Below are 13,689 nucleotides of genomic sequence, written 5' to 3' on the forward strand. Positions count from 1 at the left end.
ATGATGAGGCTGTCTCCCTGATCGGGAGCGCTGGCAAGGGGCAAGTGAAGGGGTTCGGCGAGCTGCCGAATCGTTTTGTGTGATGTGAACTGCCCACAAGGCAGCGTGATGAAGCTGAACCGGCATGACCGTCTGCAAGGGGCGCGCGGTGCTGGCGAGATGTTCTCATACTGCTCGGGCAGGCCCACGAAGGCCCTCCCCATCAGCATTCGAATCTCCGCCTGCCGCCCCGCACCGACATTTGTGTAGCGAGGCTGATTCGTCACTACTTCTCCTCCCCCTGACAACCCGCAGATGCGGCGAATGCTGTCGCAGACGTCGTGCAGCGCCGATCAACTGGCCAATTGGGTGCCATGTTTGAGCTCACCAACAGACAGATCAATGAGTGGTCAAAGGGGTTACAGATGAACCTGAACAATCAGCCTACCGTAGAACAACTCGCTCACCTTATTGCGCAGCAGCGTGACACCGTCGACTGCCATATCTTGTGGGTTTGCGAAGACGGCGATGTGCACATCGACCGCCTGGCCGACCACCCTGGTGAAAGCGAGTTCGAGCAAACCAGACCCAACATGCGCGCCCGGTTGAAGATGTATCGCCGCGGCCAGGGCTACCTGGGCAAAAAGGCCGCTGCGGATACCGAGTATGTCGGCCGCGTGCTGCAGACGCTGGAAGGCGTCTGGGGTGAGGTCAACGAAGTCAAAGTGGTTGATCGGTATTGCTGATCCCCAGGCCTATATGGCGTGGCACACTGTGCCGCATGACCTGCACCCCGACGAGCGATCGCCGGGGTGTTTTTTTGTCCGAGGATAGTTTCTACACTCCAGCGCCATTGCCGAGTCAAGTGCCGCCTCTGATGAGTCATCCGCTCCCCATTATCGAAGCACTGCGCGCTTCACAAACCGACGGCATCGCACGGGTCTGATGATCTGCACAGGCGAGCGCCGGCTCACCCCCGCCACAGCTTCACCACCCCACCCCCGCTCCCCAGCACCGGGTCACTGTTCGGAAACGGCAACTTGGCAATCTGCGCGATCTGCGCATCCGTCACGGGGTCACGATTGATATCGCCTTCCTGCCCCGGCGGGTAGGCGCCCACCACCATGAAGTCGTCGCTTGACCCAAGGTTGCAATGCCCGGTGCCAGCCGGCAGCAACAGCACATCACCCGCCTTGACCTCCACCACATGCCCATCAGGGCCGCCGAGCATGAGCCGCGCAGTGCCGGCGTATACCCCCAGCACCTCATGCCCATGGACGTGATAGTGATGATAGGTAAACACCCCATAGCGCCATTGCGGCGGCCAGCCGTTGGCCTTGAAGGTCTGCTCGAACTCGGCGGCCGGGTCACTGCCGGCCACCGCCATCGCGGCGGGATAGATCAGCACCGGCAATTGGGGGTTATTGGGAATGCCGCCATTGCGCTTGAGCATCAGTGTCTGCACGGCAGGTGCAGCCATAGCCTGCTTCATTGAAAGTCCTCCAGCGCCGAGCAAGCCCAGCGCAGTGAATGTGGTGAAGTGACGTCGGGCGATGGCCATGGTGCTCTCCGTAATACTGCGGGCGACAAGCTGAAACCGTTCTCAACGGTAATTCGATCTTGCTGATATCACAAGTTTCTTGCGGGGCGACCAACGGCAATTTCGCTTCAGAACAGTCCATCCAGAGGCCGCTCCGACCCGGATTCGCCAGCGATCTTGCAGTAGCCCGTCAGCTGCACGGTTGACGCGAGCGCGCGGCAAGCTAAGGTTGCAGTTGTCCGGACAACCGGATAACAAAAAAACAAGAGGACTTAAACCATGGGCGCCATCGAAATCAGTCCGCAACGCTACCGCGCCAGCTACGGCCGCTTCTTCGAAGAATTCACCGTCGGTGACGTCTATGAGCACCGCCCCGGCCGCACCCTGACCGAAGCGGACAACATCCACTTCTCCCTGCTGACCATGAACTTTCATCCCATGCACTGCGACGCCGCCTACGCCGCCAAAAGCGAATTCGGCCAGTTGCTGGTCAACAGTGGTCTGACCGTCGCGGTCGTGCTGGGCATGACCGTCAACGACGTCAGCGGCAAGGCCATCGCCAACCTCGGCTGGAAAGAGATCAACCTCACCGCCCCGGTATTTTGCGGCGACACCCTTTACGCCGAATCCGAAGTGCTGGAAAAACGCGAATCCAAATCCCGGCCCACCCAGGGCATCGTCACCGTCAAGACCCGCGCTTTCAAACAGGACGGCACCCCGGTGATGGACTTTATCCGCACCGCCCTGATCGCCCGAGTCGGCTTCGAAAACGGAGGCGAGAACAACCGCTGACCCCGACATCCAATAGCGATACCTCCGCCAAAAACAACAACTGGAGAGTGCTGTGATGACTTACGTGAGCTCAGGCGCGCGCCTCGATCGGCTGCCCTTGTCGCGCTTCCACTGGAAAATCCTCGGCCTGATCAGCGCCGGGGCCTGCATCGATGCCTATGACGTGTACATCGCCGGCGGTGTCAGCGCGGCGATGTTCAAGGACGGTTTTTCGACCCTGGCGCAGAACGCGCTGTTCGTCTCCGCCGGCTTCTTCGGCATGGTCATCGGTGCCGCGTTGGCCGGTTGGCTGGGCGATCACCTGGGCCGCCGCGCTTCCTATCAATTCAACCTGCTGCTGTTCGGCCTCGCCTCGCTGGCCGCCTGCTTCGCACCCAATATCGAAACGCTGATCGGCCTGCGCTTCATCATGGGCATCGGCCTGGGCGCCGAGCTGGTCATCGCCGCCGGCACCCTGAGCGAATTCATCCCGCCGCAGTTTCGCGGACGCTGGATCTCGTTACTGGCACTGATCGTCAACTCCGGCCTGGTGCTGGCCACCTCGATCGGCTACGTGGTGATCCCCAACCTGGGCTGGCGCTGGATGTTCGCCATTGCCGGCGTCGGCGCGGTGATCATCTGGGTGCTGCGCCACCGCATGCCCGAATCGCCGCGCTGGCTGGAATCCCAAGGGCGGCTGGAAGATGCCGAGCGCACGGTGAGCGATATCGAGGCACAGGTGATCGCCCAGCACGGCGCGATCGCCGATTGCCCGCGCACGCAAAACCTGGAAACCCCGAAAGCACCCTTCAGCGCCCTGTTCAGCCGCGCCATCCTGCCCCGCACCCTCACTGCGGCGATGACGGCGATTGCAGTCAACGTCGCCGTGTATGGCTTCGTCGCCTGGCTACCGACCTTCTTCGTCAGTGAAGGGCTGACGGTGGTCAAGTCGCTGGGCTTTACCACCCTGATGTCGTTCGGCGCGCCGGCCGGCGCTCTGCTCGGGCTGGCCATTGCCGACCGACTGGGCCGCGCTCGAGGCTTGGTGTTGTTCGCGGTCCTGGCCATCGTGCTGGGCATCATCTACCCGAACATGACCAGTGCAGTGGGCATCACCGGCGTCGGCTTCGCCCTGGTGACCTGCATCTACACCATCGTCACCTTCGGCCTGTTCGGCTACGTGCCGGAACTGTTCCCCACTCACCTGCGGCTGCGCGGTACCGGCACGGCGGGAGTCTGCGGACGGTTGGCATCGATGGCCACCTCGTACCTGGCGGTCATCCTGTTCGCCAAATTCGGCCTGATCGGCGTGTTGGCGATGGTCTCCAGCTGCCTGCTGTTGATGGCCCTGGCGATTCTGCTGCTGGGCGTCGACACCAACCAGAGCACGCTCGAAGACATCGCCCCCGGCGCTGACAGCAAACGCCTGCGCCGCACCCTGCACAGCACCGCCGGAGAAAGCCGATGAGCACCGCACAGTCCACCACCCTGGCCGAACAGCTCGGGGCCTTTGCGGCGCAACTGCGCCCTGACGATATTCCGGCTCAGGTGCGCGAACGCGCTTGCCACCTGATGCTCGACGCCACCGGCATCGCTTGCGCCTCAACCGGCTACGAATTCGCCCAGCGCACCCTCAATGCAGCGCGCGAGTTGGGTGAGGGTGACAGCGACGTGATCGCCATGGGTGCCAAGCTATCGTTGCGCGATGCGATCTTGCTCAACGGCGTACTGGTGCATGGCCTGGATTACGACGACACCCACGGCCGCGGCGTGATCCACGCCACGGCCAGTTGCTACCCGACGGCTCTAGGGGTGGCTGCCAAACTGAGCGTCAGCGGCGCGGACCTGTTGTGTGCCTACGTCGTGGGCATGGAGCTGGCTACGCGCATCGCCTCGGTGGCCAAAGGCGGCTTCCATCAAGTCGGCTTTCATCCCACCGGGCTGGTCGGTGCCTTCGCCTGCGCGGTGATCGCCGGCAAGCTGCAAGGCCAGAGCGCTGCGCAACTGGCCCACGCCCAAGGCATCGCCCTGAGCACCGCCTCCGGCAGCCTGGAGTTCCTCGAAGACGGTGCCTGGACCAAACGCCTGCACCCAGGCTGGGCCGGGGTCGCCGGCCTCACTGCAGCGACCTTGGCACGCCACGGCTTCATCGGCCCGAAAGCCACTTACGAGGGCCGCTTCGGGTTGTTCAACAGCCACCTGGGTGAACGCGCTGCGGAATGCGATTACAGCCTGGCCACCGCCGATCTGGGCGAGGTATGGGAGGTCACCCAGGTAGCGGTCAAGCCGCTGCCAGCCTGCCACTTCACCCACGCTTGCGCCGACGCCGCCATGCAGCTGCGCCAGCAAGGTGTGCGCAGCGAAGACGTGCACAGCATCGTCGCCCTGGTACCCAAGGAAACCGTCGGTATCGTCTGCGAGCCGGTGGCCAGCAAACGTCGGCCGAAAAACAGCTATGAGGCGCAGTTCAGCATTCCCTATGCCGTGGCCAGCGGCCTGCTGCGCGGGCGCTACGGCCTGGTCGAGCAAGAAGCCCAGGCGCTGACCGATCCCCAGGTGCTGGCGCTGGCCGACAAGGTCGAATACGCCATCGACCCGGCCTCGGGCTTTCCGCGTCATTACTCCGGCGAAGTGGTGGTGACCCTCAACGACGGCCGCGTGCTGCGTCACCGTGAAGCGATCAACCGCGGCAGCAGCGATCGGCCATTGAGCAATGCCGAGATCGTCGACAAATTCCGCGAGAACGCCGCCACCACCCAATCACCGCAACGCGTCGACGCCCTGCTCGATGCCGTCCTCCACCTCGAAGACCGCCCTGCCCGCGCCTGCTCCCAGGCACTGGCGGCCCGCGCTTGAACGCATAAGGAAACCACCATGAACGAATACGACGAACAGGAAAGCATGATCCTCGATGCCGTCGACCGCTTCCTTGAGGTCGAGGCCAAGCCCTATGTCCACGAGCTGGAAAAAAACGATATCTATCCCGAGGAGATGGTCGAGAAGATGAAAGCCATGGGCCTGTTCGGCTGCATCATCCCGCCCGAATATGGCGGCCTGGGCTTGTCGACCTCGACCTACGCAAAGATCGTCGAGCGCATCTCCTGCACCTGGATGTCGCTCTCGGGGATCATCAATTCGCACCTGATCGTGGCCAGCGCCATCCACCGCCACGGCACCGACTGGCAAAAGGAGTATTACCTGCCGCGCCTGGCCAGCGGCGAAATGCGCGCCGCCGTGGGCTTTACCGAGCCCGACACCGGCACCGACCTGCAGGCCATCCGCACCACTGCGCGACGCGAGGGCGACCACTACATCGTCAACGGCGCCAAGACCTGGATCACCAACAGCCTGCACGGCCATGTGGTGGCATTGCTGGTCAAGACCGACCCCACCGCCCAGCCGCGGCACAAGGGCATGAGCTGGCTGATCGCGGAAAAAGGGCCGGGCTTCAAGGTCGCGCGCAAGCTGGAGAAGCTCGGTTATAAAGGCATCGACACCTGCGAGCTGGTGTTCGAAGACTTCAAGGTACCGGTCAACTGCCTGATTGGCGGGGTTGAAGGGGTGGGCCTCAAGCAGGTGCTGTCGGGCCTGGAGCTGGGTCGCATCAATGTCGCCGCCCGCGGCGTCGGCGTGGCCCGCGCCGCCTTGCAGGAGGCGACCAGCTATGCGCAGATCCGCAAGACTTTCGGCAAGCCGATCTGCGAACACCAGGCCATCCAACTCAAGCTTGGCGAAATGGCCACCCGCGTAGAGGCCGCACGGCTGCTCACCGAGTCGGCCGCCAACGCCTATGACAAAGGCCTGCGCTGTGACATGGAAGCCGGCATGGCCAAGTACTTCGCCACCGAAGCGGCCCTGGAAAACGCCATTGAAGCCATGCGCATTCATGGCGGCTACGGCTACTCCAAGGAATACAACGTCGAGCGCCTGTACCGCGACGCACCGCTGCTGACCATCGGCGAAGGCACCAATGAAATGCAGCGCATCATCATTGCCCGTCAACTCATCGAGAGGAATCCGGTATGAGCCTGCCCCTTGCTGGCGTGCGCATCATCGCCGTCGAACAATACGGTGCCGGCCCCTTCGGCACCCAGCACCTGGCCGATCTCGGCGCCGAGGTGATCAAGGTCGAGAACCCGGTGGAAGGCGGTGAAGTCGGTCGTGCGGTCGGGCCGTATTTCTTCGAAGAAGGCGACAGCCATTTCTTCCAGTCCTTCAATCGCAACAAAAAAAGCGTGACCCTCAACCTCAAGGACCCGACCGACAAGGCCACTCTGATCGAACTGATCAAGACCGCCGACGCGCTCTACGACAACCTGCGCGGCGACCTGCCGGCCAAGCTCGGCCTGACCTATGCGGACCTGGCCGAGCACAATCCGAAACTGGTGTGCGCGCACCTGTCGGCCTATGGTCGCGAGGGTGAGCGCAAGGCCTGGCCCGGCTACGACTACCTGATGCAGGCCGAAGCCGGCTATTGCGCAATCACTGGGGAGCCCGGCGGCCCGCCGGCGCGCTTCGGCATCTCGATCATCGACATGATGACCGGCACCACTGCGGCTCTGGCCCTGCTGGCGGCCCTGGTGGGCGCGCGGGCTACCGGCATCGGCCGGGATATCGATGTAAGTCTGTATGACGTGGCCATGCACAACCTCAACTACCTGGGCACCTGGTACCTCAACGACGGCATCAAGACTGATCGGGCGCCGCGCTCCGCACACCCATCGCTGACCCCGAGCCAGATGTATCGGACTCAGGACGGCTGGATGTTCATCATGTGCAACAAGGAAAAGTTCTGGGGCATACTGGCGCAACTGATCGACCGTCCGGAGTGGGCCAGCGACCCGCGCTACTGCAACTTCAAAGCGCGCCTGGCGCACCGCGATCAGCTCACCGAGGAACTCGACGCCGTGCTGATGACCGCCACCACCGAGCAATGGCTCAAGCATTTCGCCGGGCAGGTCCCTGCCGCGCCGGTCAACGATGTCGGCCAGGCGTTGGACAATCCATTTGCCCGTGCCCAAGGCCTGATCGTCGAATCCCAGCACCCGGCGCGGGGTACCATCAAGACCCTTGCCTGCCCGATCCGCTGCCCTGGCGAGACCTTGCCCAGCCAGGCCGCGCCACGCCTGGGTGCGCATAATCAGAGCGTCTTGGGGCCGCTGCGCGCCGTGCCACCGCGCAAAGCCGCTGGAGTGATCTGAATGAGCCAGGATTCGCCTTCGCCACTGGGCGGCGGGCAGCCCCGCTACCTGCTGCTGGCGCAAGCCTTGATGGACGACATCAAGGCCGCACGCTACCCGCTGGACAGCCTGCTGCCCACCGAACACGAGCTGTGCCAGCAGTTCGGCGTCAGCCGTCATACCGTGCGCGAGGCGATCCGCAGACTCAGTGACCTGGGCCTGATTCACAAGCAGCACGGCATCGGCAGTCGGGTCAAAGCCGTCGAAGTCGCTGCACGCTATGTACAAGCCCATGCCGACATCGCTGACCTGCACCAGTACGTGCGCGATGTGCGCCTGGATATCCACGGCATCCACGATATCAGCGCCGACGCCGAACTGGCGCAGTGGCTGGAGTGTCAGCCCGGCCAGGAATGGCTCTGCGTCAGCGGCCTGCGTTTTCGCGAGGGCGACCAACTGCCACTGGCCTTCACCCATGCCTATATCGCCCGCGCCTACCGCAGCGTGGCGGAGGATCTGGGCGATGGGCGTGAACCCATCTACGCCTTGATCGAACGGCGCTTCGGCCTGCGCGTCACCGACGTGCGCCAGGACATCAGCGCCGTGCTGATCGATGCCGCCGATGCCCAGCGCCTGCAGGTGGCCGCTGGCTCGGCGGGGCTGCGGATCATCCGCCGCTACTACGGCCACAATCAGGAGTTGCTCGAAGTAGCAGTCAGCCTGCACCCCGGCGAGCGCTTCAGCTATTCCTTCAGCCAACAGCTCAAATGGCAGGGCGCGGCGTCCTGAAAGCGCCCGCCTGCTCTTTTTGACACACCACGGAGCCCACACCATGGCTGCTCGATCCTATCTGTTCGTCCCCGGCGACCGCCCGGAGCGCTTCGACAAGGCCTGTGCGGCCGGCGCTGATGTGGTGATCATCGACCTTGAAGACGCGGTCAGCCCAGAAGGCAAAGACGCCGCCCGCGACGCTATCGGCCAATGGCTGCGCGCAGGGGGCCGTGCTTGGGTACGCCTGAACGGCAGCGATACCGCGTGGTACGAAGATGACTGTGCCTTGCTCGACTGCCCCGGACTGCTGGGCGTATCACTGCCCAAAGCGGAAAGCGCCACGCAGCTGGCTGCACTGGCTGCGCGGCTACCGGGCAAACTAGGCATCCTGCCGATCGTCGAAACCGCCCGCGGGATCTGGAACGTCGCCGAGTTGGCGCAAGCCCCGAAGGTACTGCGCCTGGCGTTCGGCTCGGTGGATTTTCAGGTCGATACCGGAATCGTCGGCGACGATCAGGAGCTGCTGTTCGCCCGCTCGCAACTGGTGATCGCCTCGGCCATGGCGCGGATTGAGGCGCCAGTGGATGGCGTGACGGTCGATCTGAGCGACGCCACCCTGCTCGCGCATGAAGTGGAGCGCGCGCGCCTGCAAGGCTTCGGCGCCAAACTGTGCGTGCACCCCAAGCAGGTGCAGGCCATCAACGACGGCCTGCGCCCCCATGCCAGTGAAGTGCAGTGGGCGCGCTCGGTGCTGGACGTTGTGGACGCCAGCCAGGGTGTCGGGGCGCTGAGCCTAAACGGCAAGCTCATCGACCTGCCGGTGATCCTGCGCGCCAGACGCATACTCGAGTCGGCGTGAACCGACGCGGGGTTCACTTGCTCTCGCGGCTTTCCTTGTGGATCAGATACATCACATAGCCAAAGGAGCCCAGGGTCCCCGCGACAATGATCAACATGATCAGACCGTCCATCTTGCACCTCCACACCGTTGAATTCGGATGACAGCGCTATGGTGCGCCGCCGCTGATTTTCATAACAGCGGCAGATAGACGATAAAAAAGCGGATCAGATGGCGCAAAGATTCAGATCGACGACACCTGCGCCTCGACCAGCACCCGTTGCGCCCAGGCACCGAAAATCAACCCGATCGCCGACCACAGCACCGCCTGGATGCCCAAGGACGCCACGCGGAAATCCCACAGCTGCTCCGCCGAGAAATGCTCGGGTACGACATTGACCGGCGGAAACAACGCACCCGCACAGGCGACGATGATGATGTACAGCAGCGCCGTCATCGTCACCCCGCCCCACAGGCCGTATCGCGCGATAAATCCCCAGGCGCTGCGCACGGCAATGGCCATGGCTGCGACCGACACCAGCAGCATGAGGAAGAACAGCTCGGTGCGCTGACCGAGGGAATCCGGATCGCCCACCGAAGGCGGGTTGGCCGGGTATTTGAGGTCCGGCACCAGGATCACCGCAACGAACGCGACCAGCGCCAGCAGTGCCGACAGCCCCCGCGGCCCGATCGGCCCGACGCGATTCAAGGCGCAGGCGAACACCAGCGCGAACAGGCCGCCGAGTGCCGTGCCATAGACCACCACACCGCTGAACAGGCCATAGGATGCCTGCATCTGGCGGCTGACCAAGGCGGGTTCATCGGTGTCGTCACTGTGCATGTGCACCACGCTTTGCTCGAACGCGATGCCACTGTCGACCTGCGGCTCGCCGAACACCTTGGCGAAACCAAACGCCAGCACACTGGCGAGCAGACCAACGAACAGCCCCCTGACGAGTAAACGTCCAACCATTGAAAAACGCCTCGTGTCAGTGGCAACCAGGCCCAGCCGCTGACGACCATCGATGACGACGGGAAGAACAACGGCTGAGCGGAATTGGGCGGAGTCTAACGGCAAAATCGCGAAGCGCCTCTGGCGATCCGCGATTCTGAGTTTGTTTTCATGCAGCTACCGCGGCTACCGCGCGGGGTGTGCGGTGCCTGCACGCGAGCATCCCGGACATCACAGCGCCCGAGTCACCAGATCGCCAAAAGCCGCGACCGGCGCCTGCAGATTGCCGAGCAGGCGCGGTTGCACCAGCCACAGGTCCATCACCGGCTTGAAATCCTTGACCACCATCGCCGCCAGACGCTCGCGATGCACGCTGCGCTCCAGCAAGGGCCGCGGCACCAGGCCCAGGCCCATGCCGTCGGCTACCAAGCCCAACTGCAACTCGGTGCCGAAGGTTTCGAGGTTGACCTTGAGGCTCAGGCCCATGTCCCCCAATGTGCGCTGCAGCCCGGCGCGAAAACCGCAACCGTCGGGGTTGAGCACCCAGCCCTGGGCATAGCAGTCGGCGAGCTTGATCGGCTTTTTCGGCAACTGCGCCGCGGCGCACACCACCACCAGCTCCAGCTTGCCCAGCGACTGGCCGACGATGTTTTCAGGGAACACCTTGCCAGCCGGGAACAACACTGCGGCGGCATCCAGTTCGCCATTGGCGATCTTGTCGATCAACTGGCTGCCCCAACCGGTGGCCACCCTTGGCTGCAATTCGGGGTAGACCTGGCGCAACTGCTTGAGCGCATCGAGCAACACCGCATCGCCCAGGGTCTGCGGCACCCCCAGGCGCAGCAAGCCGGACGGGGGAGTATCACTGGCCACCAGCTCGCTGAGGGCATCCATCTCGCGCAGGATCGCCAGGCACTTCTGGTAGACCTGATGGCCCATCACCGTCGGCTTGAGCGGTTTGGTATTGCGGTCGAACAACTCCACACCCAGCGCTTGCTCGAAGTTCTGCACGCGGCGCGTGATGGCCGGCTGGGTCAGCGCCAGCGACTGCGCCGCGACACTGATCGACTGGCAACGAATTACCGCCACGAAGGCGTCTATGTCATCGATTTTCATTCGGTCTGCACATGAAAAAGCCAAAGGAAATATCCTCTAAGCATAATCCTTGTCCAGGCTCCTGACTACCTGCCGTGGCGGCTCGCACATCGTCGTTCGGCCGGCTCAACGCCGGGAACGACGCTGCCCCCAGCCCAGAGCGACGTAATCCAGCAGCAGGGCCAGCAGCAGCGCACCCCCGGCTATACCGAACAGCAGTTGATAATGACCGCCGGTGCCGTTGAAGATTAGCGAGTAGAGCAAACCGGCCAACGCCTGGAAGCTCGCGAACGCCACCGTCGCCTTGCTCCACGCCACTTGCTGAGCATGAGCGCTGTGCTTGAGTTCATGCACCCGCGCCAAGGCCAGCGGCACGATCCCAGGCGGGAACGAACCGATCACCAGCGCCAGCGCGCACAACAGCAAGGGTTGCTGGCTGACGCCCAACAGCCCCACCGCCACTGCCTGTACGACCAAGGCCCAGCGAATGCCGCGCCGCGCGCCCAGGCGATCCGCCAACAGGCCGTAGACCATCGGCCCCAGAATCGCGCCGATGCCGTACATCACCCACACCAGCGCTGCGACATGCGCGCCCTGACCAAGACCACGAGCGACGTAGTCCACCAGAAACACCATGGCCGGCACCAACCCGCTGGCCATCAGCGCGTACTGTGAGAACAGCAGGCGCAAGCCGCCGCCACTGGTATCGCTCGGCTTGTCCGGCTGCCCCGCAGATGTCGCCGCCGGGTTGGCCACCGTGGCGGCGGGCCAGGCAAACCAGCTCGCCGCCGTCAACACGCCCGCCACCAGGGCCAGGCCTATCCAGGTATCGCGCAAACCCCAGTGCAGCAAGGCCGGCACCAGCGTACCGGAACCGGCGATACCCAAACCGATGCCGACGAAGATCGCGCCACTGGCCAGCCCGCGACGGGCGACCGGTACATGGGGCAACACGGTGGACGCCACCAGGACCATGATCGCGCCGCCCGCGATGCCCGACAGCAACCGCCAGACGAAGAACCAGGCGAACGACAACGGCCAGGCACAGGCCAGAAACGACAGGCTTGCCACCACCAGCATCAGGCGCAACGTGTGTGGGTTGCCGATGCGCTTGCCCAACGGATGACCGAGCAAGGCGCCAATCAGATACCCCGCCAGATTGGCTGCACCGAGGTAGACCACGTCGGCCTGGGCAAACCAATGGGCTTCGATCAGTTGCGGAATCAACGGCGTGTAGGCGAACCGCGCCAGACCGATACTGACCAAGCTGGCGCACAGGCCGGCGAAGATATGCAGCCACACGCTATGGCGCGATTGCGGCGTGGCCGCGGCATAAGTGGACATGAGGAGGCTTCCTTGATGAGTAATGCGGTGATTCTAGGGGGAGCGCCTGCACCGCAGAAATCAACCGCACTGATAGCGATCATCGGCAGGGAGGCCGGCATCGATACGGATAAAAAGCGGCGGCGCTGGCCAGGGAGGAGACCGCTGCGCCGCCGAAAAGGGAGGAACACATGCACGAACTGGATTTGCATCTGCCTCCAGGATGACGGATTGCTCCAGCGGGGGTATTGCACCCCTGTGCTGAAAATAGCGCCGCCGTGCTGCCGGTAATGGAATGGTTCCCTGATTCGAGCGGCCATTGGCTCTTGGTTGTGGGGCCATTGGCCGGTAACTTGGCCTTTGAACAGCGTTGGGCCGAAAGGCCTCTTCGCGAGCAAGCTTTGCTCCCACAGATGTAAACCGCCCCTGAGTCGTACGCCTGTGGGAGCAAAGCTTGCTCGCGAAGAGGCCAGCCGAAGCGACCTGTAAACCCTGCTTGCCTTTGCTCAAGGAACGCCCCATGACCACCCGCCTCAACGCCTTCGACCAACCCATCGGCCCCGACGTTGCGGATTGGACGCCACGCCAGCGCCCACCGCGCCAGGTCCTGCAGGGCCGCACTTGCCGGCTCGAACCGCTGAATGTCGAAGCCCATGGCGATTCACTCTATGCCGCCTACTGCGCGCAGACCGATGGCAGCGACTGGACTTACCTGTTCGTCGGCCCCTTCCCCGACGCCGCCAGCTATCGCACTTACCTCGAAGGCGCCGCCGCCAGCGCCGATCCGCAGCACTGGGCCGTGGTCGACCAAGCCAGTGGCAGCGCCGTGGGCACACTGTCGCTGATGCGCATTGACCCCGTGCATGGCGCCATCGAAGTCGGCAACGTGACTTTTTCGCCGCTGATGAAACGCACCCCGGTATCCACCGAAGCCCAGTTCCTGTTGATGCACTTTGTGTTCGAAACCCTCGGCTACCGCCGCTATGAATGGAAGTGCGACGCCCTCAACGCGCCCTCGCGCCAAGCCGCGTTGCGACTGGGCTTCAGCTTCGAGGGCATTTTCCGCCAGGCCGTCATCTACAAGGGCCGCAGCCGCGATACCGCGTGGTTTTCGATCATCGACAGCGAATGGCCAGCCCGCCGTGCCGCCTTCGAGCGCTGGCTCGCACCGGAAAACTTCGACGCCAGCGGCCAGCAGCGCAGCAGACTTGCGCAATCCTGAATAACGACGATGCTGTTG

General features: G+C 63.6%; 13 protein-coding genes. 9 read left to right on the top strand and 4 right to left on the bottom strand.

Going from position 1 to position 13,689, the window contains the following annotated elements:
• Positions 1 to 404 precede the first annotated feature (404 nt).
• Entirely contained in the window at positions 405 to 725 is a 321-nt protein-coding gene (locus tag LIX93_RS13940; RefSeq protein ID WP_226504641.1) for a hypothetical protein, read from the top strand.
• A gap of 224 nt (positions 726 to 949) precedes the next feature.
• Here LIX93_RS13940 and LIX93_RS13945 read toward each other — a convergent pair whose 3' ends face one another.
• Positions 950 to 1,471: a cupin gene (locus LIX93_RS13945; protein ID WP_226504900.1), complete on the bottom strand. Its 522-nt coding sequence runs from the start codon at positions 1,469 to 1,471 to the stop codon at positions 950 to 952.
• A 327-nt stretch (positions 1,472 to 1,798) separates the two neighbouring features.
• Here LIX93_RS13945 and LIX93_RS13950 point away from each other — a divergent pair, with 327 nt between their 5' ends.
• Genes LIX93_RS13950 through LIX93_RS13985 form a run of 7 tightly spaced genes read left to right on the top strand, consistent with a single transcriptional unit; the run spans position 1,799 to position 9,100 of the window.
• Positions 1,799 to 2,311 carry a MaoC family dehydratase gene (locus LIX93_RS13950; protein ID WP_226504642.1) on the top strand — a complete coding sequence of 171 codons (513 nt, stop codon included), beginning with the start codon at positions 1,799 to 1,801 and terminating at the stop codon, positions 2,309 to 2,311.
• Positions 2,312 to 2,366: 55 nt separating this feature from the next.
• A complete protein-coding gene (locus LIX93_RS13955) occupies positions 2,367 to 3,758 on the top strand; it encodes an MFS transporter (protein WP_226504643.1) in 1,392 nt (463 codons plus the stop codon).
• Positions 3,755 to 5,146, top strand: coding sequence for an MmgE/PrpD family protein (locus LIX93_RS13960; RefSeq protein ID WP_226504644.1), 1,392 nt, complete (start codon positions 3,755 to 3,757; stop codon positions 5,144 to 5,146). The genes LIX93_RS13955 and LIX93_RS13960 overlap by 4 nt, the downstream gene beginning before the upstream one ends.
• An 18-nt stretch (positions 5,147 to 5,164) precedes the next feature.
• Entirely contained in the window at positions 5,165 to 6,316 is a 1,152-nt protein-coding gene (locus LIX93_RS13965) for an acyl-CoA dehydrogenase family protein (RefSeq protein WP_226504645.1), read from the top strand.
• Entirely contained in the window at positions 6,313 to 7,491 is a 1,179-nt protein-coding gene (locus LIX93_RS13970) for a CoA transferase (protein WP_226504646.1), read from the top strand. Before LIX93_RS13965 ends, LIX93_RS13970 begins: the two co-directional genes overlap by 4 nt.
• The gene (locus LIX93_RS29660; RefSeq protein ID WP_275948751.1) at positions 7,492 to 8,259 is read left to right on the top strand and encodes a GntR family transcriptional regulator; all 768 of its coding nucleotides are present in this window, start codon (positions 7,492 to 7,494) and stop codon (positions 8,257 to 8,259) included.
• 43 nt (positions 8,260 to 8,302) lie between these two features.
• Positions 8,303 to 9,100 carry a CoA ester lyase gene (locus LIX93_RS13985; protein WP_226504647.1) on the top strand — a complete coding sequence of 266 codons (798 nt, stop codon included), beginning with the start codon at positions 8,303 to 8,305 and terminating at the stop codon, positions 9,098 to 9,100.
• Positions 9,101 to 9,323: 223 nt separating this feature from the next.
• Here the strand turns inward: LIX93_RS13985 and LIX93_RS13990 are convergent, their stop codons facing one another.
• The 3 genes from LIX93_RS13990 to LIX93_RS14000 form a co-directional block, all read right to left on the bottom strand.
• On the bottom strand, positions 9,324 to 10,052 hold the full coding sequence (locus tag LIX93_RS13990) for a CbtA family protein (protein ID WP_226504648.1): 729 nt from the start codon (positions 10,050 to 10,052) through the stop codon (positions 9,324 to 9,326).
• Positions 10,053 to 10,262: 210 nt separating this feature from the next.
• Entirely contained in the window at positions 10,263 to 11,147 is an 885-nt protein-coding gene (locus LIX93_RS13995; protein WP_226504649.1) for a LysR family transcriptional regulator, read from the bottom strand.
• A gap of 105 nt (positions 11,148 to 11,252) precedes the next feature.
• Positions 11,253 to 12,470: a YbfB/YjiJ family MFS transporter gene (locus LIX93_RS14000; RefSeq protein ID WP_226504650.1), complete on the bottom strand. Its 1,218-nt coding sequence runs from the start codon at positions 12,468 to 12,470 to the stop codon at positions 11,253 to 11,255.
• A 499-nt stretch (positions 12,471 to 12,969) separates the two neighbouring features.
• On the opposite strand from LIX93_RS14000, the gene LIX93_RS14005 reads away from it, so the two are divergent.
• Positions 12,970 to 13,671, top strand: coding sequence for a GNAT family protein (locus LIX93_RS14005; protein ID WP_226504651.1), 702 nt, complete (start codon positions 12,970 to 12,972; stop codon positions 13,669 to 13,671).
• The last annotated feature ends 18 nt before the right edge of the window (positions 13,672 to 13,689 follow it).

The organism is Pseudomonas sp. MWU16-30317 (assembly GCF_020515695.1).
Lineage (GTDB): Bacteria > Pseudomonadota > Gammaproteobacteria > Pseudomonadales > Pseudomonadaceae > Aquipseudomonas.